This is a genomic window from Allosphingosinicella deserti (assembly GCF_003012735.1).
In the GTDB taxonomy this organism is placed as follows: Bacteria; Pseudomonadota; Alphaproteobacteria; order Sphingomonadales; family Sphingomonadaceae; genus Allosphingosinicella; species Allosphingosinicella deserti.
Genome location: NZ_PXYI01000002.1, coordinates 540036 through 565941 on the forward strand (window position 1 = coordinate 540036; position 25906 = coordinate 565941).

Annotated in this window: 18 protein-coding genes; 7 read left to right on the forward strand and 11 right to left on the reverse strand. The window is 68.8% G+C overall.

Going from position 1 to position 25906, the window contains the following annotated elements; translation table 11 throughout:
• Positions 1–11: 11 nt before the first annotated feature.
• From C7I55_RS06830 to C7I55_RS06870, 9 genes are all read right to left on the reverse strand, one after another.
• On the reverse strand, positions 12–1688 hold the full coding sequence (locus C7I55_RS06830; protein WP_106512131.1) for a flagellar hook-length control protein FliK: 1677 nt from the start codon (positions 1686–1688) through the stop codon (positions 12–14).
• A gap of 70 nt (positions 1689–1758) precedes the next feature.
• Positions 1759–3840, reverse strand: coding sequence for a flagellar biosynthesis protein FlhA (gene flhA, locus C7I55_RS06835; protein WP_106512132.1), 2082 nt, complete (start codon positions 3838–3840; stop codon positions 1759–1761).
• Between the two features lie 103 nt (positions 3841–3943).
• The gene (locus C7I55_RS06840; protein ID WP_106512133.1) at positions 3944–4504 is read right to left on the reverse strand and encodes a helix-turn-helix domain-containing protein; all 561 of its coding nucleotides are present in this window, start codon (positions 4502–4504) and stop codon (positions 3944–3946) included.
• The gene (gene fliN / locus C7I55_RS06845) at positions 4501–4857 is read right to left on the reverse strand and encodes a flagellar motor switch protein FliN (protein WP_106512134.1); all 357 of its coding nucleotides are present in this window, start codon (positions 4855–4857) and stop codon (positions 4501–4503) included. The genes C7I55_RS06840 and fliN overlap by 4 nt, the downstream gene beginning before the upstream one ends.
• 11 nt (positions 4858–4868) lie before the next feature.
• Entirely contained in the window at positions 4869–6431 is a 1563-nt protein-coding gene (fliF, locus tag C7I55_RS06850) for a flagellar basal-body MS-ring/collar protein FliF (RefSeq protein WP_106512468.1), read from the reverse strand.
• A gap of 1232 nt (positions 6432–7663) precedes the next feature.
• Positions 7664–8050: a TrbC/VirB2 family protein gene (locus C7I55_RS29425; protein ID WP_106512469.1), complete on the reverse strand. Its 387-nt coding sequence runs from the start codon at positions 8048–8050 to the stop codon at positions 7664–7666.
• An 838-nt stretch (positions 8051–8888) separates the two neighbouring features.
• Positions 8889–12374, reverse strand: coding sequence for an error-prone DNA polymerase (locus C7I55_RS06860; protein ID WP_106512135.1), 3486 nt, complete (start codon positions 12372–12374; stop codon positions 8889–8891).
• 303 nt (positions 12375–12677) lie between these two features.
• Positions 12678–14609, reverse strand: a complete 1932-nt coding sequence (locus C7I55_RS06865) for a DUF6504 family protein (protein WP_332888411.1) — start codon at positions 14607–14609, stop codon at positions 12678–12680.
• Positions 14539–15297, reverse strand: coding sequence for an ImuA family protein (locus C7I55_RS06870; RefSeq protein WP_106512136.1), 759 nt, complete (start codon positions 15295–15297; stop codon positions 14539–14541). The genes C7I55_RS06865 and C7I55_RS06870 overlap by 71 nt, the downstream gene beginning before the upstream one ends.
• Before the next feature lie 183 nt (positions 15298–15480).
• On the opposite strand from C7I55_RS06870, the gene C7I55_RS06875 reads away from it, so the two are divergent.
• The 5 genes from C7I55_RS06875 to C7I55_RS06895 all read left to right on the forward strand — a co-directional run bounded on the left by C7I55_RS06875 (position 15481) and on the right by C7I55_RS06895 (position 21906).
• Positions 15481–18468, forward strand: coding sequence for a M16 family metallopeptidase (locus tag C7I55_RS06875; RefSeq protein WP_106512137.1), 2988 nt, complete (start codon positions 15481–15483; stop codon positions 18466–18468).
• Between the two features lie 158 nt (positions 18469–18626).
• Entirely contained in the window at positions 18627–19661 is a 1035-nt protein-coding gene (locus C7I55_RS06880) for a sensor histidine kinase (RefSeq protein ID WP_233222117.1), read from the forward strand.
• Positions 19658–20464 carry a LytR/AlgR family response regulator transcription factor gene (locus tag C7I55_RS06885; protein ID WP_106512138.1) on the forward strand — a complete coding sequence of 269 codons (807 nt, stop codon included), beginning with the start codon at positions 19658–19660 and terminating at the stop codon, positions 20462–20464. The genes C7I55_RS06880 and C7I55_RS06885 overlap by 4 nt, the downstream gene beginning before the upstream one ends.
• A gap of 267 nt (positions 20465–20731) precedes the next feature.
• Positions 20732–21499, forward strand: a complete 768-nt coding sequence (locus C7I55_RS06890; protein ID WP_106512139.1) for an isocitrate lyase/PEP mutase family protein — start codon at positions 20732–20734, stop codon at positions 21497–21499.
• A 29-nt stretch (positions 21500–21528) separates the two neighbouring features.
• The gene (locus C7I55_RS06895) at positions 21529–21906 is read left to right on the forward strand and encodes a VOC family protein (protein ID WP_106512140.1); all 378 of its coding nucleotides are present in this window, start codon (positions 21529–21531) and stop codon (positions 21904–21906) included.
• A 7-nt stretch (positions 21907–21913) separates the two neighbouring features.
• On the opposite strand, the gene C7I55_RS06900 is transcribed toward C7I55_RS06895, so the two are convergent.
• Positions 21914–23134, reverse strand: coding sequence for an ABC transporter permease (locus C7I55_RS06900; protein ID WP_106512141.1), 1221 nt, complete (start codon positions 23132–23134; stop codon positions 21914–21916).
• Entirely contained in the window at positions 23131–24063 is a 933-nt protein-coding gene (locus C7I55_RS06905; RefSeq protein ID WP_199192748.1) for an ABC transporter ATP-binding protein, read from the reverse strand. Before C7I55_RS06905 ends, C7I55_RS06900 begins: the two co-directional genes overlap by 4 nt.
• A 40-nt stretch (positions 24064–24103) precedes the next feature.
• Between C7I55_RS06905 and queG the strand changes: the two genes are divergently transcribed.
• Positions 24104–25222 carry a tRNA epoxyqueuosine(34) reductase QueG gene (gene queG / locus C7I55_RS06910; protein ID WP_106512143.1) on the forward strand — a complete coding sequence of 373 codons (1119 nt, stop codon included), beginning with the start codon at positions 24104–24106 and terminating at the stop codon, positions 25220–25222.
• Between the two features lie 238 nt (positions 25223–25460).
• A complete protein-coding gene (locus tag C7I55_RS28735) occupies positions 25461–25904 on the forward strand; it encodes a hypothetical protein (protein ID WP_233222087.1) in 444 nt (147 codons plus the stop codon).
• Positions 25905–25906: the final 2 nt, after the last annotated feature.

Consider the following 25906-nt stretch of genomic DNA (forward strand, 5'->3'; position numbering starts at 1 on the left):
GGTGAAATCCTTCAGGCTATGACGTCGACCTGGCCGCTGCTGCGCAGCTGGCGGTAGGCGGGTTGATCATGTTCGCTGTCGGCGGCGCTCTCGAAGCGTCCGTCCTGGCCGCGCTGCTGCTGGCCGCCGGAGCCATTCTGGCCGGTCTGGCCGCGCTGCGATCCGCCGTCCGTGCCGCCGCGATCGAAGCGGAACGATTGGGAATCGGAGCGGACACCGGCATCGGCGAGAGAGCGGACGAGATCGCCGGATTCGCGGCGGAGCATGTCGAGCGCCGCCGGGCTGTCGGTGGCGAGCACGGCGCGAACCGTGCCGCTTTCGTCGAACGATACGCGGACGTCGACGCGGCCCATGTCCTGCGGATTGAGGCGCACCAGCATTTCTTCGTGGCCGGCCGAGATGCGGCGAGCGATCTCGATGCCCATGTCGCGGCCGAAGCGGCCGGGCTGGGCGGTGACGGTCCCCGGCTGCGGCTGCTGCGCCATCTGCTGGGCGACGTAGACGAGCTGGGCATTGGCCGGGCGATTGGTCGACGGCGCCAGCGCTTGGCCGAGCAAGGGAGTCGGCAGCCCGTCGGCGTCGCCGGCGATCGCCGGCGCGTCGGCGGCAAGGGTGAAGGCGGCGCCGTCGGCGCGTTCCGCCGGCTTGGCGGCCGAGGTGTCCGCGCTCGCCGTCTGGACGGGCGCCCCGGCGTCCGGCGCTGCGGCGATGCTGCGCGACGGCGCGGCGTCGGTGGCCGGCTTGATCTCGGCCGTGGCGGTCGCGGCCGGGCGCGGAACGGCGTCGGCCGCCGGCAGCGCTGCTGCGAGCAAGGCGGGATCCTGATCGGCGGCGGGGAGCTCCTCGGCCGCGGCCGATTTCGGCGCGGCGACCGATGGCATCGGCGCGGCTGCGACGGCGAGCGCATCGGCCGGGGCCGAGTCTCCAGCCGCCTCGGGCGGCACGGCTGAGGCGAGCGTCGGCGCGGCGGCTTTGGCGCTCTTCCTGGCCGGCGCGCTTTCGGCGGCGGCTTCACGCTTTCCCGGGGTCGCGGGCGCGGCCTTTTCGGCGGTCGCCCCCGGTGCGGTGGCGGCGGGCGCGGTCACGATCGGCGTCGCCGGCGCAGCGGGCGCGTCGATCTCGGGCGCCGGGAGGGCGGCAAGCCCGTCGGGTGCATCGGGCCCGGTCGCGGCGGGCCTCGTCGCGGGCGCTGCGGCCTGTTGCGCAGGAAGAGTGGGCTTCGCAAGCGGCGCAGCCGTGGCCGGCGCCGCAGCCGGTGCTTCGGGCGTCTCCGACGGCGGTACGACATTGCCGCCGGGCGCCGGCGAGGCGAGCTCGGTCTGCGGCAGGACCGGTGCTTCGCCGGTGACGGCGGCAGGGTTCGTCGCGGCCGGCGCCGGCATGGCTGCGACCGCCGGGCCGGTCGTCGGGGCCGGAGCCGCATCGGCGAGCGGCGGGGTGAGCGGGCCGGCGAGCAAAGTCGCCGCCGCCGGCATGCCCGGGGCCGTTGCCGCCGGCACGGCCGGGGCCGCTGCGGCCGGAAGCGCTGCCGTCGTCGCCGGAACCGTTGCTGCGGCGATCGCAGTCCCCGCCGTCGCTGCCTGCAGGCTCTCGGTGAACCCGGCTGCGGCCGTGCCCGTGGCTGTGCCGCTCAGGGCGGCGGCTGCGGGCGTCGAAGGCGGCGCGAACGGTTGAGAAGCGATCATCATATAAGCGGCATCCTGTTCGGGCCTGTGCGGCCTCGTTCTATTGTAGAAAGAAAGAACGGGTCCGTTGCGATCAGCTGACGATGCCGAGGCTGCGGATGCGCGACCGGGCGTGAATCTCGTTCTGCGACAGCACCACCGTGGCGGGGCGGACACGCTCGATGATCGAGCGGACGAACGGGCGGATCACCGGATTGGTCAGCATGCACGGTATCTCGCCGTCGCCGGCCAGCCGGTCATAGGTCTCGCGTACGGAGGAGATGAAGGCGTGCAGGCTCGACGGGGCCATCGCCAGATGACGCTCGTCGCCGGCGCCGATGATGCTCTCGGCGAATTCCTGGTCCCAGCGCGGCGACAAGGTGATGATCGGGATCGCCCCTTCGCGGGCCTGCTGCGCCGAGATCTGGCGGGCGAGGCGGCTGCGGACATGCTCGGTCATCTGGGTGAGGTTGGACGTCATCGCGCTCGCCTCGGCGATCCCTTCCAGGATGGTCGGGATGTCGCGGATCGACACGCCCTCGGCGAGCAGGTTCTGGAGGATGCGCTGCACGCCGGAGATCGAGATCTTCGCCGGCACGATGTCCGACACCAGTTTCTCCGACTCCTTGTGAACCTCGTTCAGCAGCTTCTGGGTCTCGGTGTACGACAGCAGATCGGAGATATTGTCCTTGATCAGCTCGGTCAGGTGGGTGGCGATGATGGTGCCGCAATCGACCACGGTGACGCCGCGGAAGCCGGCCTCGTCGCGCAGATCGCGGTCGATCCACAGAGCGGGGAGCTTGAACACGGGCTCGGTGGTCTCCTCCCCGGGAAGGCCGACATTGGCGCCGCCGGGGGTGATGACCATCAATTTGTCGATGCGCAATTGGCCGCGCGCCGCCTCGGTTTCCTTGACGTAGACGACATATTCGTTGGGCTGCAGCGCCATGTTGTCGAGGATCCGGACCGACGGCAGCACGAAACCGTAATCGATCGCGAACTGGCGACGGAGCGCGCGGACCTGGTCGTCGAGGCGCGGATCGCTCTGCGTGTCGTTGATCAGCGGCAGCAGGCCGTAGCCGAGCTCGATGCGCAGCGCGTCGATGGCGAGCGTGCGGGAGATCGGCTCCTCCGGATCGACGGTCTGCATCTCCTGGCTGGCGCGGACCAGCCGCGCCTGCGTCTCGCGCTCCGTGGCGCGCTCGCTCATCTTCCAGGCAAGGAAGCAGCTGAGGCCGCCGAGCGAGGCGAACGGGACGAAGGGCAGGCCGGGCAGCAAGGCCAGCGTGATCATCAGGAAACCGGCGAGGCCGAACACCTTGGGGAAGCGGCCGAGCTGATCGAACAGGGCCTCGCCGGTCTTGCCGGAAATGCCGCCCTTCGACACCAACAGGCCGGCCGCGGTCGACACGATCAGCGCCGGGATCTGGCTGACCAGACCGTCGCCGACGGTGAGCATGGTGTAGGTCTGGAAGGCTTCGCCGAACGGCACGCCGTAAATGGTGACTCCGATGATCAGGCCGACGACGATGTTGATTCCGGTGATCAGCAGGCCGGCGACCGCGTCGCCCTTCACGAATTTGGAGGCACCGTCCATCGCGCCGAAGAAGCCGCTTTCGGCCTCGATCTCGGTGCGGCGCTCGCGGGCCTGCTCCTCGGAGATGGTACCGGCGGAAAGATCGGCGTCGATCGCCATCTGCTTGCCGGGCATCGCGTCGAGGCTGAAGCGCGCTGCGACTTCGGCGATGCGGCCGGCGCCCTTGGTGATGACGACGAAGTTGATGACGATCAGGATCAGGAAGATGGTGATACCGATCACCGTCTGGCCGCCGATCAGGAACTCGCCGAACGCCGCGATCACGCCGCCGGCCGCGTCGTGGCCCTCATGGCCGTGGGCGAGGATCAGGCGGGTGGAGGCGAGATTGAGGCCGAGCCGCAACATGGTGACGATCAGCAGGATCGTCGGGAAGGACGAAAGCTGGAGCGGCTTCTCGATGAACAAGGCCGTCATCAGGATCATCACCGAGACGGTGATCGACAGCGACAGGCCGAAATCGAGCAGGAAGCTCGGCATCGGCAGGATCAGCATGCCGATGATCGCCATCACGCCGAAGGCGAGCGCGAGGTCGCGGCCCGATCCAAGGCGCTGCAGGATGCCGTTTAGCTGCGGGGGCATATCTCGCTCCAGCTAAGGCGTCTCGCGGCCGGGCAGGATCGCCCGGGCGGGATGCCGCAAATCAAAAGGTCACCGGAGGCGCGCGTGGCGCTCCGGCGCAGAATCAGGCGGCCGGGGAGACCGGAATGCCCGCCTCGATAAACGTGCGCAGCTTGTTGCGCATCGTCCGCACCGAGATGCCGAGGATGGTGGAGGCCGAGGTGCGGTTGCCCTGGCAGCGCTCCAGCGTCTGCAGGATCAGCTCGCGCTCGACGTCGGCGACGGTGTGGCCGACCAGTGCCTCGATCTCGATCGGTGCCGCCATCCGGCTGGCGAAGGTCTGGATCGCCGCGGCGATCAGCTCCGCTTCCGGCGGCAGCGGCAGATAGTCGCGGGCACCGGCATGGATCGCCGCCACCGCGATGCGCGCCGGGGCATCGATGCCGCAGGCGATCACCGGGACGCTCAGCCGCTCCGCCCGCATCCGCTCCAGGAACGAGACGACGTCGAGGCAGACGTCGATCATCACCAGGTCGGCGCCGTGCGCCCGCAGATGCTTGAGGGCGGCAACCGCATTGTCGGCGGTCGACACATCGGCGCCGTTGGCGCGCGCCATCTCGGCGGCGAGGCGGAATTCGCTGCCCTCGACGCCGACGAGAAGCAGGCTGATGGGGTGGTTGCTCATCGATCCTGCCGCACGATTTCGGTGAGGGTAACGCCCAGCGCATTGTCGATCAGGACGACTTCGCCGCGGGCGATCAGGCGGTTGTTGACGTAGATGTCGACCGGTTCGCCGACCCTGCGGTCGAGCTCGACGACGTCGCCGGGCTTGAGGCGCATCAGTTCGCCGATCGCCATCCGGGAGCGGCCGAGCACCGCCTGGACCTTGACCGGAACGTCGAACACCGCTTCCAGGCCTTCGGGGCTGCTCGCCGGCGCCGGGGACGCCATCGTCGCCACGTCGTCACCGGGAAATTCAAGCGTCTCGCCGTCCAGCTGCGTCGGCACCAATTGGCGCGGCGCGAAATCGTCGCTCATTACGTTCTCCATCATGCGTTCATCCACTGGCGGACAACCGAGGCGGATTCACCGGGGCTCGCCTTGACGGCGTCGCCGATCCGCTTCAGCGCCGAAAGCTTGATGCGGCCGTCCACCTGGGCGAGCGCGATCTCCTGATCGAGCATCGCCAATTCGCTCTGGGCGGATCGGATCGCTTCCAATTCCTCGAGGCTCTGGCCTTCGCCGTTCACCGCGCCCGGCAAAGCGGGCAGGCCGTCAGGGCCGGTCAGGGCCATTGCGGTGCCCGCCGCGCCGGCCGGGGCATCGCCGCGGCGGCGGTCGCGCAGCATCCGGGCGCCGAACAGGATCACGGCGGCGAGGATCAGCACCTTGAGCACGCTGAAAATCTGGTCCCAGGGCAGCTTGGACAGCATGCCGTCCGCTTCGCCGAGATCGTCGGGGGCGGCGAACGCCATGCTTTCCACCGCAACGCTGTCGCCGCGCTCGGCATCGAAGCCGACCGCATTCTCGACCAGGCGGGTCAGCCGGGTGATCTGCGCCGCGGGCACGCCGCGCGGGCCGCCGTCGACCAGCACCGCAACCGTCAGGCGATTGACCTTGCCGGGGGCGCGGACGGTGACGGTGTGGGTCGCGCTGTTGTCGTAGGTGGTGTCTTCCGAGCTCTCGTTCTTGCGCGACTGGCGGGTGTCGCCGCCGGCGCCGCCGGCCTGGCCCTGGTTCTCGGGCAGCTGGGTGGCGACGGTCGCCCCTTCGGCGCCGGCGTCATTCTCCTGGCTCTCGTCGCCGGATTCGACGGTGATCTGATGCTTCACGACCTGCTTGTCGGGATCGTAGACATTGGCTTCTTCGCGGCTCTGATCGCGCTCCAGCAAAGCGGCGACTTCGACGCGGACCTTGCCCTCGCCGACGATCGGCTCGACCAGGGCCTCGATCTGGTCGCGCATCCGCGCTTCCATCGCCGCTTGGCGCTCCTCGATCTCGGAGCTGTCGGCACCGCCGGCCTCGCCGGCACGGGCGAGCAGGGCGCCGGACTGGTCGACGATCGACACGCTCTCGGGCGACAATTCGGGCACGGACGACGACACCAGATAGCGGATCGACTGGATGCTCTGATTGGGCAGGTGGCCGCGAGTCTTCACCGTCACCGCGGCCGACGCCTTGCGGCCTTCGGCGGCGAACATCGGCCGTTCCGGCATGACGATGTGGACTCGGGCCTTCTGCACCGCCTCAAGGCTCTCGATCGATTTGACCAATTCGCCTTCGACCGCGCGGGTCTCGTTCAATTTGGCGCGCGAGGAGGAAACGCCGAACGGCTCTTCCTGATCGAGCACCTCATAGCCGATCTTGCCGCCCATCTGCTCGCCCGCCAGGCTCATGCGAAGCTCGGCAAGCCGATCCTGCGGCGCCATCACGCCGGTGCCGTCGGCACTGAGCTGGAAGGGGATGTTGTCCGCCTTCAATTTCTCGGTGATCGACTGGGCCGCCGCCGGATCGAGATCCGTATAGAGATAGCCAAGCTCCTGCGCCGGCTCGCGGAACGCGAGAAAGCCGAGGAGCAGGAGCAGCGCTCCGCCGACGCCGCCCATCAGCATCAGCCGCCTGGTGCCGATCTGAGCGGCAAAGTTACGCAATCCGTCCAAGGAAAAGGCCCCAATCAACCGGAGGCCTGGTGCCTCCTCCACGATATCATAGGACGCGGCGAACCCGGCGCGGCGGCAAGGTAGGAATTTTTTGCCGGGTGTTCCGGCGGTGCCTCGGCATGCCGGGGGCATGCCCACGCCGGAACACGGCCGCGCAGACGGCCGCCGGGAGGACTCGCGCCATGCCGGGGGCATGGTGGGTGCCGGTGCACGGCCGCGCAGACGGAGGGAGACTGCGCGGTGGCGGACAGACACGCGCGGCAAAGAGGCGGCGGGCCGCCCGCGAGACCAACAAACAGGTGAAATACAGGCGAGGGTGGCGCGAGGAGCGTGCGCCGCACCCGAGGAGGGCGCGATGGGCCGGCCGCGCGAAGTTCGTGCTCAGGCGGTGAACACCACAGATGCGTCTGGCGGGCAGGTACGCGCGGCAGAGAGCAAGCGAGCCGCCCGCAAGAAAAAACAGGTGAAATACAGGCGGGGGCTGAGCAAGGCGCATGCGCCGAACGCGAGGAAGCGCCCTGCGCCCGCGGTGCGAAGGTTCGTGTTCAGGTCGTCCAACATTATCGAGTGGCGGCTGACGGGCGCACGCGGCAGAGAGCAAGTGGGCCGCTTCCGACACAAAAGAACAGGTGAAATACAGGCGGGGGCAGCGCATGGCGCGTGCGCCGAACGCGAGGAAGCGCCCTGCGTCCGCCGCTGGAAGCTCGGTTCACGCTGTCAAAGACCACAGATCCATGGAAATGCACATGGACGTCCGGCACGCGCTCAGGGCTATGGCCGTCCGACGCGCCTTTGAGCCTCGGCAGGTGCGGACATGTTCCCGGTTAGTTCTCTATCGCCAAAGACCGAAGATATCAAGGGAAAGTTGCGAAACGCGCAAATCGCCTGCCGGTCCGGGAGAGACGATGCAGGCGGAACGGGGCCGATGGTTCCAGCGGGAGAGCGTCGCTGCCGCCAGTGTGGAAGGCGGCATTCCCTGTCTTTGGGATGTCGACGGTGTCGCTCCGGACGGCACGCGTCACCCGTTCGTTCCCAGCGGCGCATTCTTCGCATCGCCGACTTCGATCCTGGCTGCACCACCAGTTAAAACTGGTGAGATAATGGTGACCGGATCGCGGCGCGGCCTGGTGGAGGGGAAACCGACGCCGGCAAAAGGCGATGATACCCGACCAGCCAGCCCCACCTCAGTCGCAGCAGGTTCCGTAATCGGTGGGCGCCGAAGCCCCCGCGAACGGATCGTAGTTCCCGGGCGGCTGCGCGGGCGCGGGCATCGGTGCCACTGCCACGGGCGCCGATATCACCACCGGCGCCGGGTCGGCCGCCCCGCCGATGCTCGCTGAGGCCGAGGTGAGCCCGGCAACGATCGTCGGCGCGCCGAACAGGATGAAGCACCCGATCACCACCTGCGCGGCCTTGCGATAATGCACCCGCCCGGTCAGCAGCATGAACCCGACCGCCGCCACGGCGATCGTCGCAACCGCGGTCGCGACGGAGCCGAGCAGCACGCCCTCGAGCCACGTCACCGCTGTCGTGAGCGCGCTTGGTTCGGTGACGAAGTCGAGGGGGATCATGGGTTCGACGTCCTTGGATACGGCGGCGATGGGCACGCATGGCCGAGAGTAAACGAGCTGCTCGAGAACGAAAGTAAAAACAGGTGCATCGCAGTTGGGATGGCGCGTGCGCCGCACGCGCGGAGGCAACTTGCGCCAGCCGCACGAAGCCCCGGGTACCTGTCAAAGATCAAGGACCAGGGGAAGCGCAAACACGTCCGACGCGCAATCGGATGTGTGGCCGTGAGACGCACCTCTGTACTTGGGACGATCTTCCTGCAGCTCCCTATCGCTTCGGGCCGGCGAGATTTTTGTGACGCTGCGAGTTGCGCAAAGGACACATTCCGGTGGACACATTCCGGTGACGACACATTCCGGTGACAGTGCACTCAATAGGTCCCGAATCTTGAGAGCGGGGTTGCCCTTTGCGGGAGATGAAACGAGGGTGCGGCGTCTCCGCCAAGCTGAGGCAATCGGCCGACAAGCAGGTGGTGCAGATTTCTTGTGGAGGCTCAAGGGCGAGGGCGGCCGTGACCTCCAGTCGCGCAAGCTGGGGCGATCTTGGGAGGTGAATTGGTGCACTGTCACCGTAACTCGTAACTTCGTAACTTCGTCCCGTCAGGTCAGCAGCGACCCCAGTCCGAACGCGACCAGCGCCGCGAAGGCGGTGACCGTCAGCCAGAAGGGCCGGCGGGCGAGGGGCAGGAAGAGGTGGCTGAGCTCGAGCATCGCGTTCGTCCCTGGCTTTCGCTTGCGGGCGCCCGTCTCCGGCCTGGGCCGTCGGCGGGCGCGCAGCCGTCGGATAAGCGGACAATGTGACATGGGAAGGACTCCGGGGGGGCGGGGGGGCTGGCGCCGGTCAGTGGAAGTTGCGGGACTTGAGGCGGATCGTGGGCGCGGCGTCGGCGGGCGGCGATGTTTCGGGCGGCGATGTTTCGGACGGGGCCGGAAGGGGGGCGGGCAGGGCCGCCGGCAGGGGCGCGTGCGGCCCGGTCTTGCGCTCCCGCGCGTCGTAGCCGCCCGTTTTGGCGCCGTCGGCCGGGCCGGTGCGATGGGGGAAATCCATCTGGCCGACGGCGTGGAGGCGCGGGGTCAGATCCTCCATGCGGGCGGTGACGACGTGGATGACCTCGCCCTCGCGCTGCACGACACCGCGGATCGAGAGCATCGCCGCGGAGAGCACGATCCGCCGCTGCGCCTCGAAGCGATCGGGCCACAGGATCGCATTGGCGACCCCGGTCTCGTCCTCGATGGTGATGAACAACACGCCCTTGGCCGATCCCGGCCGCTGGCGGATGAGGACGACTCCGACCACCTCGACCGCCTTGCCGTCTTTGGTGTGGGCGAGATCGCCGCAGCGCGTGACGCCGCGCCGATCGAGCTCCGGGCGGAGAAAGGCGACCGGGTGGGCGCGCAGGCTCAATTGGACGGCGCGATAATCCTCGACCACTTCGCGGCCTTCGGTCATCGGGGTCAGCGCCACCGCCGGCTCGCGTCCTTCCAGCGCCGCGAACAGCGGCAGGGGCGCCTCGCCGAGCCCGCGCACCTGCCACAAGGCCTGGCGGCGATCGACTCCGAGCGAGGCGAAGGCATCGGCATCGGCGAGCTTCTCGAGCGCCGCCAGCGGCACCCCGGAACGCCGCCAGACCTCCTCGATCGAGCGGAACGGGCTGTCCCCGCGCGCGGCGATGATCTGCGCCGCATGGATGTTGGACAGGCCGCGCACCATGCGCAGGCCGAGCCGGAGCGGGAGATAGCGATCCTCCCGGCGCGCTGGGCGCGTCGGGAGGGGGATCGCGCGCAGGGCGGTGGAGGGGCCAGCAGCACCCGAACCTCTCCCTGGAGCTTTTCCCCTTGATGGGGGGCGTTGCGCGGACGCTGATGCCTCCGAAGCCGAGTGGGTCTCGGGACCCCCTCCACCGCCTTGCAGGCGGTTCCCCTCCCCGCGAGCGGGGAGGATCTTTGGCGCACGTGAGGGTGCGACCCCCTCCAGCGTGCAGTCCCAGCGGCTTTCGTTGATGCAGATCGGCCGCACCGCGACATCGTGATCGCGGGCGTCGCGGACGATCTGGGCGGGGGCGTAGAAGCCCATCGGCTGGGCGTTGAGCAAAGCGCAGCAGAAGATGTCGGGATGGTGGCATTTCATCCAGCTCGACGCGTAGGCGATCTTGGCGAAGCTCGCGGCGTGGCTTTCGGGGAAGCCGTAGCTGCCGAAGCCTTCGATCTGCTTGAAGGTGCGCTCGGCGAATTCGTGGGCGTAGCCGCGGGCGACCATGCCGTGGATCAACTTGTCGCGGAAATGGCTGACCCCGCCGGTATATTTGAACGTCGCCATCGCGCGGCGAAGCTGATCGGCCTCGGCCGGGGTGAAGCCGGCGCCGACGATCGCGACCTTCATCGCCTGTTCCTGGAACAGCGGCACGCCCAAGGTCTTCTCGAGCACCGCGCGCAGCTCCGGCCGCGGATATTCCGGAACCTCCTTGCCCTCGCGGCGGCGCAGATAGGGGTGGACCATGTCGCCCTGGATCGGCCCGGGGCGGACGATCGCCACCTCGATGACGAGATCGTAGAAGCGCACCGGCTTCATCCGCGGCAGCATCGCCATCTGGGCGCGGCTCTCGATCTGGAAGACTCCGAGCGTGTCGGCCTTGCGGATCATCGCGAACACCTCCGGATCGTCGTCCTGGAGATCGGCGAGGCCGATATCGATGTGCTTGTGATCCCGGAGCAGATCGAAGGCGCGGCGCATGCAGCCGAGCATGCCGAGGCCGAGCACGTCGACCTTCATGAATTTCAGCGCCTCGATATCGTCCTTGTCCCATTCGATGACGCGGCGATTCTCCATCGCCGCCGGCTCGATCGGCACGAGATCGTCGAGCCGCGCCTGGGTGAGCACGAAGCCGCCGGGATGCTGGGAGAGATGGCGCGGCGTGCCGATCAGCTGGCGCGCAAGCTCCAGGGTCAGGGCAAGGCGCGGATCCTCGCTGTCGAGATTGAGCTCCTCGGCGTGGCGCTCCTCCACGCCTTCGTTCGACCAGCCCCACACCTGGCCGGCGAGCGCCGCGGTCATGTCCTCGGGCAGACCGAGCGCCTTGCCGACCTCGCGCACCGCGCCGCGGGCGCGGTAGCGGGTGACGACGGCGGTGAGCGCGGCGCGGTGATGGCCGTAGGTCTCGTAGATCCACTGGATCACTTCCTCGCGCCGCTCATGCTCGAAATCGACGTCGATGTCGGGCGGCTCGGGCCGTTCGGGCGAGACGAAGCGCTCGAACAGCAATTCGTGCTGGATCGGATCGATCGAGGTGATTCCGAGCAGATAGCAGACGCAGCTGTTCGCCGCCGATCCGCGCCCCTGGCAAAGGATCCCCTTCGATCGCGCGAACTGGACGATCGAATTGACGGTGAGGAAATAGGGCGCGTAGCGGAGCTCGCCGATCATCTCGAGCTCGTGGCGCAATTGCCGCGCGGTCGCTTCGGGCACGCCGGCCGGATAGCGGGTCCGCGCGGCGTCCCAGCTCATCTTTTCCAGCGCTTCCTGCGCGGTCATGCCGGGGATCACCGCTTCCTCGGGATATTGGTAGCGCAGCTCCGACAGATCGAAGGTGCAGCGGCGGGCGATCTCGGCCCCGGCGGCGATCGCTTGCGGGTAAGCGGCGAAGCGCCGCGCCATTTCCCCGGGGCTCTTCAGGTGGCGATCGGCGTGGCGCTCGCGGCGAAAGCCCAAGGCGTCGATCGTGCATTTCTCGCGGATCGCGCTCATCACGTCCTGCAGCATCCGCCGCTCGGGGCTGTGATAGAGGATGTCGCCGCAGGCGACGCTGCGCACGCCGGCAGCCTCGGCCTGGGCATCGAGGCGGTGGAGGCGGAGCGCGTCGCCGGGGCGCCGGCGCTGGCTCAGCGCCTGGTAGGCGCGATCGCCGAACGTCCCCGCCAGCCGCCGCAGCAGGCGTGCATTTTCGGCATCGGCCGCATCGGGAAGGTGGATCGCGATCAGCCCGTCGGCATGGGCCTCGACGTCGCCCCAGTGGAGCGTGCACGCGCCCTTGCCGGCCCGCGCCTTGCCGATCGACAGCAAGCGGGTGAGCCGCGACCAGCCGGGGCGATCGATCGGATAGACGAGCAGGCTGGTGTCGTCGGCGAGATCGAGCCGGCAGCCGGCGACCAGCCGCACCCCGGTCGCCTTCGCCGCCTCCCAGGCGCGGACGATGCCGGCGACCGAATTGCGATCGACGACGCCGAGCGCGGGCAGGCCGAGCAATGCCGCCGCCGAGAACAATTCCTCCGCCCCCGACGCCCCGCGCAGGAAGCTGAAATGCGACGTGACCTGGAGTTCGTGATAGGTCATCGCGCACGTCCGGCGTCATGAGCCCTCGCCCCCGCATTTGGGGCGGGTAGTGTGGTGGGCAGCGAACGAGACCCATGCGGCGATCGCCCTGAGATCCTCCCCGTACCGGGGAGAGGAACCGCCGCCGTCAGGCGGTGGTGGAGGGGGTCTGGAGACCCGCGTTGCGCTGAGAGTCTCAAGATCCGAGTGGGTCTCGGAACCCCCTCCACCGCATTGCATGCGGTCCCCCTCCCCGTACCGGGGAGGATTTGAGGATCCCCATCAAAAGGGAGGAGCGAGGCGGGAACCCGGCCGACACGCGCCTCACGCGAACACCCCGTGCAGGTACCAGCTGAGATCACCGGTCGCGACGTCGACGCCGTCGCCGCGGCGATACAGCCAGAAGCGTTCGCCGCCTTCGTCCTCGACCTGGAAATAGTCGCGCACCGCCTCCGCCTCGGCGGTGCGGCGCCACCATTCGCCGAAGATCCGTTCGGGGCCGTCGGCACGGGCGATGCGGTAGGCGCGGCCGCGCCAGGTGAAGCGGCGGGGCGGCAGATCGGGGAGCAGGGCGACGACATTCTCGACCCGCTCGGGCGGCGAGAGCAGGCGGACCGGGCGCGGATAGTCCGGCCAGGGATGGACGGCGCCGAGCGGGCCGGTGCGGCGTACGCTGCGTTCCGGCACGTCGCTCTCGACCGCGGAGAGGCGGAACAGATGGCGCGCGCCGATCCGGCCGGCGAGGCGATCGACCAAAGGCGCGAGATCGGCCGACGGCGGCTCGCCGGTGAGCGCGCCGGCGACGGTCTCGGGGCCGAGCGGCTCGGTGCGCACCGCGATGAGGCGCAGCGCGTCGAGGCCATAGCCCGGCTCGATCGTCTCGATCTTCATGCCGAGCAGGCGGAGGAGGTGGCGGGAATCCCGGGTCGCGCGGGCGGTGCCGATGGTGATGCTCTGCGCCGCCCCGTCGACGCGGTCGCCGGCGAGGGTGAGGATGCGGGCGGCGAGGCCGGCCTTGGCGAGATCGTCGATCAGCCGGGCCATCAATTCGGCCATCGCCTGGGCGATCGCTTCGGGCGTGGCGATCGGCTCGGCGAAGCGCAGTTCGGCGCGCGGTGCCTCCTCCGGCACCACCGGATCGATCGGCTCGGCGGCACGGCCGAGCGCCTGATCGAGCCGGGTCAGGGTCTGCCGGCCGAAGCGGCGCTGGAGCGGCCCGCGCGGCATCGCCACCAGATCGCCGATCCGCTCCAGCCCCAGCCGCCGCGCGGTGGCGAGCGCATCCTCCTCCAGCCGCAAGGCGGCGAGCGGCAGCGGCGCCAGCGCATCGGGTTCGCCGCCGGGCGGGCACAGGCTCAAAGGCGCCGGGCCGAAGCGGGCGAGGGCGTGCGCGGCGCCCGGCGTTCCCGCGACCGCGATCCGTGCCCGATAGCCGGCGCGGGCGCAGAAACGCAGGATCCGCGCGCACATCCGTTCCTCGCCGCCGAACAGATGGGCGACTCCGCTGAGATCGAGGAACAGGCCGTCCGCCCCCGCCACGGCGGCGCGCGGAGTCCAGCGCCGGGCGGCATAGAGCGCCAGCGCATCGAGCAGGGCCGCATCGGCGCGCGGATCGGCATCGCAGACGTCGAGCCCCGGCACCAGCGCCCGCGCCTGGGTGGCGGCCATGCCGGGATGGAGGCCGAGCGCGCGCGCGGCATCGCAGGCCGCGGCGACCAGCAGCCGGTTGCCGGTGCGGGCGACGGTGACCAGCGGCGGCTCGGCCGGTGCCGCGGGGGCGGCGGCGCGCGGCGGCGCGACCGAGGGGAGCAGGTCGCGGGTGGCGATGCGGCGCTGGATGTCCTCGACATTGCGGGCGCGGAACGGGGTTTCCGCCGCTTCGGTGCGGCGGCCGAGCTCGCGGATCGACGGCCGCTGGTGCGGCGGCAGCGCTTCCGCCTGCTCCATCACCGCTTCCCGAGACCCCGAGTCCCGAGACCAGCGCGCACCCGGACGCCAGCCGCCGCCGCGCGGGCAGGAGCAATCGCCGATGCGCGTGCCCGGCGCCGCATCTTCCCCCAGCCGATCGGGTGCAGGCTGGGGCGCGATCGTCCGCGGCCCGGCCGGGCGGCCGAGCGGGGTGGAGGAGAGGCGATCGGCCGGCGGTGCAGCGGGCGCGACGACGATGCGGGCGGAAGGCCCGCTGTTACGCCGCCGCTCTTGCCGGATTCGGTCGGTGCTCAGCGCCGTCAGGCAGAGCGAGGCAACCCTTCGCATCGGGGCCCTCCATGATCCAGTGGTGGGGCTCGCCGCCGCGCTGGCGGGCGAGATCGAGGCGCCAGCGCGGGCGGCCGATGCCGGCGACCGGCAGCGGCTGCGACGGCGCGCAGCCGACCCGCCAGCGAGTCACCGCGGCGGACGGGGCGGCGAGCGGATCCTCCTCCTGGCGGCGCCATCTTTTCAGCATCAGCGCCATCGTGCCGCCTTCCTCGGCGGCGAGCTGGAGCCGGCGGGTCGCCGCCATCGGCACCTTGCGGACCTCGCCGATCACCGCGTCGAGGCCGCCGTGCCGAAGCCCTTCCTCCATCACCGCGAGCACGTCCTCGTCGCGGCCGCATTCGGCATAGAGCACGTTGTCGGGCGGGAGGCCGGCCATCGCCAGGCCGGGGGCGAACAGATCCCGCCGGGCGAGCGCCCACAGCACCGTGCCGTTGGCCGCGCAGCGGCGGGCGGCGACGGCGGCGAGGAACAGGGTGGCGGCGGCATCGTCGGACAGGCCGGGCCGGTCCGCCGCCACCTCGTGCAGGGCGGCGCAGGCGAGGCCGCCGCCCGCCAGCCGGGCATCGATGGACTCGACGCCGAAAGGCAGGCATTCGCGTGTCCCGGCGACGCCCGCCGATTCGATGGCACGCACTTCGGCCTTCAAGGCTTCGAGGCGTTCGGAACGGGCGGGGCTTGGGACCATGGCGACTCAGACTCACTTGTTCCCTTTATGTTCCGCTCTCGTTCAGCCGGAGTCAAGCCGCCGAAAGGCGTAGGTATTTTCCCGAAATGCCGCCCCCCGGGCGATCATCCCTCCAAAGCGGCGATGCGCCTCCTATTTAGGCCGCGCCGCCCGAGCCTCAGCGAAACGAGACATTCGATCCCGATGACATCCTTCCGCCGTTCCCTCCTTCCGCGTCTTCTCCTCGCCGCCGCTCCGATCGCCGCCCTTGCGGCGGCCGCACCCGCCCAGGCGGGAGCCACGCAAGCGAAGCCGGCGGCCGCGCAAGCGAAGGCGGCGGCCACACCCGCTCAGGCCAAGGCTGGCGACAGCGGCTGGTTCTATCGCGGCAGCGACATCGCGCCCGATCCGGCCTGGACGTTCGGCACCCTTCCCAACGGCCTGCGCTACGCGGTGCGGCGCAACGCCCTGCCGGCCGGCCAGGTCTCGATCCGGCTGCGAATGGACGTCGGCTCATTGGCTGAGGAGGACCCGCAGCGCGGCTGGGCCCATTATGTCGAGCATATGGTGTTCCGCGGCACAGCCGACTTCCACGACGGCGAGGCGCGGCAGACCTGGCAGCGGCTCGGCGCGAGCTTCGGCAGCGACACCAATGCCTCCACCCAGCCGACCCAAACCGTCTACCAGCTCGATCTGCCGAAGAATGACGAAGCCTCGCTGGAACTCAGCCTCAAGCTGCTCGCCAGCATGGCCGACACCGCCACCTTCGATCCCGCGATCGTCGATGCCGAGCGCGGCGTCGTCCTTGCCGAATATGGCCGCCGCCCCGAGCTCTCGGTCAAGCTCGGCGATCTCACCCGCAATTTGTTCTTCGCAGGCCTGAAATTCGCCGACCGCGACACGATCGGCACCGAAGCGACCCTGAAGGGTGCGACCGCGGCCGGGCTCAAGAGCTTCTACGAGCGCTGGTACCGCCCGGAGCGCGCGACCCTGATCCTGGTCGGCGATGCCGATCCCAAGATGCTCGAAGCCCTGGCGGCGAAGACGTTCGGCGGATGGAAGGCAACCGGCCCCGCCCCCGCCGAGCCCGCGCTCGGTGCGATCAAGGAGGTTCCCGAACTCTCCGCAGGGCTCGCCTATCCGGGCTCGCCTTATGCGGCCACCCTGAGCTGGGTGCGGCCCTATCGGAAGCTTCCGCATACCATGACGCGCGAACGCGAGGATCTCGCCGAGGCGCTCGCCAAGCGGATCGTCAATCGCCGCCTCGAAGCCAAGGCACGAGGCGACGCCGCCTTCCTCAATGCCCAGATCGGCGGCGACCGATCGACCGACATTGCCGATTATACCCAGGTGACCGTCATGGCCAAGGAAGGCCGCTGGCAGGAAGCGCTCAAGCAGGTCTATGCGATCCTCGCCGATGCGCTGCGGGCGCCGCCGAGCGACGCCGAGATCGCGCGCGAGATCGACAATCTGCGATCCTCGGGCCGATCGAACGTGGAGGGTGAGCCGACGCGCCGCTCCAACCAGTGGGCGCAGGCTCTGGTCTCGGCGATCGACGGCGACAGCATCATCTCGAGCGCCCCGGCGACTCTGGCCGTGTTCGAGGCGCTTGCCCCGCAGATGACTCCGGCGGCGGTCCAGGCCGGCCTGACGCGCCTGTTCGCAGGCTCCGGGCCGCGCATGGTGCTGCTCTCGCCCGAGCCCGTGCCGGACATCGCCAAGGCCCTGTCGGTCGCCGCGAAAGCCGAACCGGCGGCGCGCCTGGCCGACCGCAAGGTGACGATGGACGATCTTCCCGCGCTGGGCGCCCCCGGCCGCGAAGTGTCGCGCGAGCAGATCGCCGATCTCGGAGTCACCATCGTCCGCTTCGCCAACGGATCGAGCCTGGTCTTCAAGAAGACGGATTTCGAAAAGGGGCGGGTCAACGTCTCGCTGCGTTTCGGCAACGGAGTGTCGGGCCTGCCGGCGGACCGGCGGACGATCGCCTGGATGGGCTCGCTGATCGGATCGACGGGCATTGCCGGCCTCGATCTCGACGCGCTCGAGCGGCTGCTCACCGGGCGGCGGATGACGATCGGCTTCGACGTCGCCGAGGATGCGTTCGAACTGAACGGCACCACCAATGCCCAGGACCTGTCCGATCAGCTGCGGCTGCTCGTCACCAAGCTTGCTTATCCGCGCTGGGACGCGACCCTGTTCAACCGCTACAAGATTGCGGCGCTCGAAAACTACCAGCTGAGCTTCTCGTCCGCCTCGTCGCGGGCGGGCCGCGAGTTCGGCGGGTTCAACCATGGGGGCGATGCCCGCTGGAGCCCGGTCGAACGCGAGGAAATCGCCGCGTCGACTCCGCAGGACTTCCAGACATTCTTCGAGCCCCTCCTCCAGCAGGGGCCGATCGAGGCGGTGATCGTCGGCGACGTCGATCTCGAGCCCGCCGTCGCGGCGATGCTGAAGACGGTGGCGGCCCTGCCCAAACGCGCCGAGGTAACGCCGGCCCCGGCGTCGCTCGCGGTGCAGCCGCCCAAGGCCGACGCGACCGTTCGCTTCGATCATCAGGGCGATCCGGGCCAGGCCTATGCGGCGATCGGCTGGTCGACCTTCGGCGGCACCGGCAATCGCAAGGCGCGGCGCGCCTTGGCGCTGGCCGGCAACATGATCCAGGTCCGCCTGTTCGAGCGGCTGCGCGACGTCGAAGGCGCCACTTACTCCCCCAACGGCTTCGCCAGCAGCTCCGAGATCTTCGAGAAATGGGGCGTGCTCGGCGCCGCCGCCGAAGTGCGGCCCGAGCGCACCGACCTGTTCTTCCGCCTCGCCCGCGAGATCGTCGCCGACATGGCGGCCAAGCCCGCCGCGCCCGACGAGTTCGAGCGCGCGATCAGCCCGGTGATGAGCGGCCTCGACCGGCGGCTCAAGACCAACGCTTATTGGCTGTCGGCGATGGAAGGCTGGTCGCGCAAACCGGCGCTGATCGATCTCACCCGCAACCTCGTCTCCGACTACAAGGCGATGACCGCCGAGGACGTGCGCGCGGCGGTGGCGACCTATGTCGCCGACGAGAATCCGTGGGCGTTCACCGTCGTTCCGGCACGGGCGGCGGCTGCGTCCTCGCCCGCCGGCGCCACTCCGCCGCCCGCAAAAGCGGCTCCGGCTGCCGCAGCGCCTGGCCCTTCCGCCGCCGGAACGGGAGGCTGAAGGTTTCCATTCGTCGCAGAATCGCTCTAGAACGGCCGACGGTGTCCACGAGCGCAGTCCAGGCAGGAGCCCCCGGGAGGGGCGAGGCAGCAGCCAGCTGGAAGCCTTTCCGGCTTCAGCAGCAGCCCTTTTTCGACGACAAGAACCGGGCCTTCTGGATCCTCCAGTCGGCCGGGTGGGGCGGCTATTTCTTCCTGCGCAGCCTGTCGGGCCTCGCCAACAATTTCGGCTTCAACCTCGTCATCCACATCGCCCTGCTGACCGCGACCGGCTATTCGCTGACCCTGCTGATGGCGGCGATGTTCCGGCGGCTGATCAAGATGCGGCCGGTGATCACCTGGGTGACCTCGATCATCCTGGTGCTGATCGCCTCGGCCGCCTTTTCGGCGATCGAGACGTGGAGCCACGCGACCTTCGTCAAGCCCGGGATACGGCCGGAAGGGCTGCAATTCTTCGGCTCGATCATCCTCACCGTGTCGCTGCTGGTCGCCTGGTCGGCGCTCTATTACGGGATCAATTATTATCTGCTGCTCGAGGAGCAGAGCGACCGCCTGCTGCGGCTCGAGAATCAGGCGAGCGCGGCGCAGCTGGCGATGCTGCGCTACCAGCTCAATCCGCATTTCCTGTTCAACACGTTGAACTCGATCTCGACCCTGGTGCTGCTGAAACAGACCGAGCGGGCCAATGCGATGCTGTCGCGCCTGTCCTCGTTCCTGCGCTACACTTTGGTCAACGAGCCGATGGGATCGGTGACGGTGGCGCAGGAGGTGGAGACTCTGAAGCTCTATCTCGACATCGAGAAGATGCGCTTCGAGGACCGGCTGCGGCCGCGGTTCGAGATCGACGACAATGTCTCGAAGGCGCGGCTGCCGTCGCTGCTGCTGCAGCCGCTGGTCGAGAATGCCATCAAATATGCGGTCACGCCCCAGGAGGAGGGGGCGGACATCGAGGTTTCGGCGCGCAGGCTCGGCGAGCGGGTGGTGATCACCGTCCGCGACAGCGGGCCGGGCTCGGAAGACCATTGGGTGAAGGCACAGGAGTCGACGGGGGTCGGGCTCGCCAACATCCGGGATCGATTGGCGCAGGCCTATGGGCCCGATCATCGGTTCGAAACGGACACCAACAGGAGCGGGGGGTTCAGCGTTACCATTGAAATTCCATTCCAGATTGAAACATTCGAGGAGCCGAAATGACCATTCGCACGATTCTCGTGGACGACGAGCCGCTTGCCATTCAGGGCTTGCAGCTTCGCCTCGACAAGCACGAGGACGTCGAGATCGTTGAGACCTGTTCGAACGGTCGCGAGGCGATCCGGGCGATCAAGACTCACAAGCCGGATCTCGTTTTCCTCGATATCCAGATGCCCGGCTTCGACGGCTTCTCGGTGATCCAGGGACTGATGGAGGTCGAGCCTCCGCTCTTCGTCTTCGTCACGGCCTATTCCGATCACGCCATCCGCGCGTTCGAGGCGCAGGCGGTCGATTATCTGATGAAGCCGGTGGAGGAGGACCGCCTCGCCGACACGCTCGATCGGGTGCGCAACCGGCTGGCCGAGAAGCGCGGCGCCGAGGAAGCGGGCAAATTGAAGGAGGTGCTCGCCGAAGTGGCACCGGACGCGGTCGATCAGGTGGGCTCGGGCACCGGCGACGACACCCACAATTCGAACCGCTACGAGAAATTGATCAACATCAAGGATCGCGGCCAGATCTTCCGCGTCGACGTCGATTCGATCGAGAAGATCGATGCCGCCGGCGATTACATGTGCATCTACACCGGCGACAACACGCTGATCCTGCGCGAGACGATGAAGGATCTCGAAAAGCGCCTCGATCCCCGCCGCTTCCAGCGCGTCCACCGCTCCTGCATCGTCAATCTCGATCAGGTCCGGCAGGTGAAGCCGCACACCAACGGCGAATGCTTCCTGGTGCTGGAAAGCGGCAGCCAGGTGAAGGTCAGCCGGTCCTATCGCGATGTCGTCGCCCGGTTCGTTCACTGAGGCTTCCGGGGAAGCGCTTCCGCGCTTCCCCACTCCGATCCTCACCGCGCAGGGCGCACCCCGTCTTGCGCGGTTCTGCATGGCAGCGAGCGCGAGGGGAGCACGATCTGGCCGCGATTGCCGTTCCCCTCCGCATTCATGCCTTGGAGCCTACGCCGGTGCGCACGGCCGAGATCGGGGTTTCCAACCTGCTCTGCGGGATGCTCGCCGCCTGGCTGCTCGGCGGCGGCATGGACAGGAAGGCGCGCCCGTTCTAGCCTTTTGGGGATGAGCATCTGGGGAGAGAAAGCGCGCGCCTTCGCAGCGCTGCACCGGCGGGGCGACCCGCTGATATTGTTCAACATCTGGGATGCAGGCAGCGCCCGAATCGTCGCGGAGGCGGGGGCCAAGGCAATCGCCACCGGCAGCTGGTCGGTCGCCGAAGCCAATGGCTATGGCGACGGCGAGCAGGTCCCGCTCGATTTCGTGCTCGGCAATACCGCCCGCATCGCCGCCGCGATCGACCTGCCCGTGACGATCGATTTCGAGGGCGGCTATGCCGAAGACCCTGACGAGGTCGCGGCGAATGTCGCCGCGCTCGCCGAAGCGGGCGCCGTCGGCTGTAATTTCGAGGATCGGATCGTCGGCGGCGAGGGGCTGCACGGCGTCGAGCGCCAGGCCGCACGCATCGCCGCGATCGTCGCCGCGGCCCCGGACGGCTTCTTCGTCAACGCGCGCACCGACGTCTTCCTGTCCGTTGCCCATGTCGAGCACGCTTCCCGCGTCGAGCAAGCGCTGGAGCGTGCGCGCGCTTACGCCGATGCCGGCGCCAAGGGCCTGTTCGTGCCCGGGCTGGCGGAGGAGGCGCTGATCGAGCGGGTCTGCGCCGAAAGTCCGCTTCCGGTGAACATCATGGTCTGGCCGGGTCTCACGCCGTCGCTGTCGCGGCTCGCGGAACTCGGCGCGGCACGGATCAGCCACGCCGGTGCGCCGTGGCGCGTGGCGATGCAGGCGCTGGCGTTACCGGCCGCCGCAGCGCATCGCGGCGAAGGCTGAGCCTGCGCACATTTACAGGAGGAGGCTCTATGGCGCAGGTGACCGGATTGGGCGGGATCTTCTACAAGGTCGAGGATCCCGAGCGGACGGCGCGCTGGTACAAGGATATGCTCGGCGTCGGCGGCGACTGGGGCGTCCTGTTCCCGTGGAAGCAGGACACGAGCGGAGAGGCATATAGCCTGCTGTCGCCGTTCAAGGCACAAAGCGACTATTTCGCGCCGAGCGACACGCAATTCATGATCAACCTGCGCGTCGACGATCTCGATGCGTTCACCGCCGAGCTCGCGGCGAAAGGCATCGAGATCCTCGGCCGCCAGGACGAGGATTATGGATCCTTTGCCTGGATCCTCGACTGTGACGGGATCAAGATCGAGCTCTGGCAGCAGAAAGGCGCTGCGCCTGCCTAGCTCCTATTCATGACCGGCGAAGGCGAAGCCGCCTGCCGCTGCTGCCGCCCTCGCCCGACTTGAGCACGTTCCTGCGGAACAGCATCGCGCCGAGGCTGACGATCAGCCACACCCACAGAGCCTGCCAGGCGAGCGCGAGCAGGTGCGGCCACAGCTCCTCGAGCTGGGCGGCGCGGGCGACCATCGCCAGCGGCGAGCTGAACGGTACCGCGGCGGCAGCGATGCCGAGCAGGCTGTTGGGCTGGCCGACGGAGAAGGAGGCAAACAGGAAGATCAGCAATTGCGCGACCGTCACCGGCATCGAGAGGGTCTGCACTTCGCGAACCGAATTGGCCTGGCTGCCGATGCCGAGGAAGACTGCGCCGAGCAGCAGGTAATTGGCCGCGTAATAAATGAGGCCGAGCAGGATGAAGAGCGGCCAGCCGACTGCCGGCTCCGGCAGACCGCCGGGCCCTTGGCCCCACAGCAAGGAGGCGGTGATCCCGCCCGCGGCCCACACCGCGATCCCGACGCAGGAAATGGCCAGCATCGAGACGAGCTTGCCGACGAAGATCGCGTCGATCGGCACCGCCGCGGCAAGCACCTCGATGATCTTGTTGCCCTTCTCCTCCAGCAGGTTGGACAGCAACATGCCGGCGAGCAGCACGGTCAGCATGAACAGCAGCAGCTGGGTCGCGCGAGCGGTGATCGCGCGCAGCGTCGCGACGCTGCCGGCGGACTGGGCGACAGGATTCACCCGGATCTCGGTCAGCGCGATCGGTGTCCGTGCGAGCGCCTCGGTCTGCCGTGCTTCGTCGAGGATGAGGGTGATCTGCCGGTGCTGCAGTCCGCCGGCGCCGAGCGAGCCGGTGAGCGTCGGCCGATCCGGCACTCCGGTCAGCACCGCCACGACCTTCTTGTCGCGCGCGCCGAGCAATATCCGGGCCTGATCGGCGACATCGTAGTCGGGGTCGAACTGCACGAGATCCGGCAGCGAACGCTCGCCGAACGATGGGTCGAGCCGGGCCTTGGCCTGCGCGATCGGTGCGAACGCGGCCTTGCTCGCGATCACCGCCACGGTCGGCTTGACGTCCTGCCGCGCCATCTTCTCCGTGAGATTGCCGAACACGACCGAGATGGCGATGATCGCCAACGGCCCGATCAGGAACAGCAGGAAGGTGCGCGACCACACGGTCGCCATGAAGTCGCGGCGGCCGATGACGAACGCGGCGCGGACGAAGCTCTTCATCGGGATGCATCCTCCTGCATCTGACGCGCGGCCGCTTCGCCGGCGATGGCGACGAAGGCGTCATGAAGGCCCGGTCGCTCGATCGACAGCTCCTCGATTCCGGCGCCGCCGTCGATCAGCGCCTTGAGCAGAGGCTCGATGCCGCTCTCCGGGAGCTCGAAATGCCACAGCGAGTCGATCTTCTTCGTATCGGAGGGGAAGGCGGCGCGCCACGGACCCTCGGCATTGCGGGTGCGCAGCCGCACTTGCGGGCGCAGGCGATTGCGCGCGTCCTCGACCGTGCCTTCGAACCGGATTCGTCCCCCGGCGATGATCGCCACCCGCTCGCACAATCGCTCGGCGTGGGCGATGACGTGGGTGGAGAAGATCACCGTCGCGCCGGCCGCCGCTTCGTCGCGGATCAGCGCCTCGAGCCGCCCCTGGTTGATCGCGTCCAGCCCCGAGAACGGCTCGTCGAGCACGATCAGCTTCGGGCGGTGGACGATCGTTCCGAACAATTGCACGGTCTGCGCCATGCCCTTGGACAAAGCCTTGATCGGCTTGTCGACATAATCGCCGAGCCCGTTGTCGCGCAGCAATCCTTCCGCGCGGGCGCGGCCGACCGACAGCGGAAGGCCGCGCAGCGCACCGATGAAGGCGATCGATTCCCGCGCCGACATCGACTGATAGAGGCCGCGCTCCTCGGGCAGGTAGCCGACCTGCCCTGCGACATCGAGCGGCGCGTCATGGCCGAGCAGGCGCCGCTCGCCGCGATCGGGATCGATGATCCCGAGCAGCATCCGCAAGGTGGTCGTCTTGCCGGCGCCGTTGGGGCCGAGGATGCCGTAGATGCTGCCCTGGGGGACTGCGATATCGACGCCATCCACCGCGGTCTTGCCGTCGAAGGCCTTGAAGAGCCCTTTAGCCTCAATAGCTAAGCCACTGACCACTTTGTCGTACCCCCTGCGGCAAATGTGGTAGCGGGGTCGAATGAACGAAGGCAAGCCCGGGCTGCGCGAAAGGCTGGAGGCGAAGGCGAGGGAACTCGGCTTCGCCGCCGTCGGAGTCGCACGTGCGGATGCCGCGCCCAAGACGGCGGAGCGGCTGCGCCAGTGGCTCGCCAACGGATCCCATGGCGACATGCTGTGGATGGCGGAAACGGCGGAACGACGGGCCTCGCCGGCGGGCCTGTGGCCGGATGTCCGCTCGGTGATCTCGCTGGGCATGAGCTATGCGCCGGCGGTCGATCCGCTCGCGCTTGCCCAGGCGCCGGAGATCGGCCGCATCTCGGTCTACGCCCAGGGCGCCGACTATCACGACATCGTCAAGAAGGCGCTGAAGGCGCTGGCGCGGTGGCTGGTCGAAGAAGCGGGGTGCGAGCTCAAGGTGTTCGTCGACACCGCGCCGGTGATGGAAAAACCGCTCGCCGAGGCGGCGGGCCTCGGCTGGCAGGGCAAGCACACCAATCTCGTCAGCCGGACGGACGGCAGCTGGCTGTTCCTCGGCGCGATCTACACCACGCTCGAGCTCGCGCCGGACGCGGATGCCGCGGCGGCGGCAGATCGCGACGGCGCGAATCTCGGACCCGCCATCCCGCCTCACCGCGTCCATTGCGGCAGCTGCTCCGCGTGCCTCGATGCCTGTCCGACCGGCGCCTTTCCGGCACCTTTCCAGATCGATGCGCGGCGCTGCATTTCCTACCTGACGATCGAGCATAAGGGCCCGATCCCCGAGGAGTTCCGCGACTCGATCGGCAACCGCATCTACGGCTGCGACGATTGCCTGTCGGTCTGCCCCTGGAACCGCTTCGCCGACACCGCGCGCCGCAACCAGGCCTTTCTACCGCGGGCGGAACTCACCGCGCCGGCGCTGGCCGATATCCTCGCGCTGGACGATCCGAGCTTCCGCACCGTCTTCGCGGGCTCGCCGATCAAGCGGATCGGACGCGGTCGCATGGTCCGCAACGCTGCCATCGCTGCCGGCAATAGCGGCCGGGCCGAACTCGTTCCGGCGCTTGAAAGACTCCTCGAAGACGAAGATCCGGTGGTATCGGAAGCGGCGGCCTGGGCGGTCGCTAAACTTCGTCGGACGCTCCTGCCGGCCGCCTGATCGGCCGGAGCCTTCGCACGGTGACGGCCGCATTGTCATTTCGAGATCACGACGCTAGTTGCTAATGATAGTGATTCGCAACAAGGCAGGCGACCGATGATGGGAATGGTGATCATGGCGGCGATCCAACGGTCTGCTGCGGAAGCGTCCCGCGGCTGGATCTCGGCAATCGAGCGGACCCAAACCAGCCCTGGAAAGTCCATCCGCGCTTTCGCCACACGCCGCTGAGGACCCGCACATGTATCTTTATGTCGATCGGCCCTGCGCCGACCTTGCCCCCGGTGCGCGCTTTCTCGTCGCCGCAATGCGTGAATGGGTGGCGGCCACCCAGGCCGGGCGCTGCTCGTGCCGGGCGCTCGCCCCGGGCTTCGGTGCCGCCGGCGCACGCGAGATCCTGCCGCACTTTCAGATGATGATGGCGGTGCTGAACCGCGACGGCCTGACTGCGCTGCGCTTCGGGGGCCGTTGCCGCCCGACCGTGGTCGAAGACGAGGCCGTGCTGCTCGGGTTGCTGGATCGCGCCGCCGGCGGGCTCTCCTGCCTCGTCGCCGCACGGGCGCTGGTCACCCCGGCGATGGCGCCGATCCTCGTTCGCGCCCTGGCTGCGGTCGCGTCCGGCCTGCTCGCGCCGCCGCGAGGGCACCGCGCCAACGAGGGCAAGGCCGAGGAGGACGAGCGTTGAAC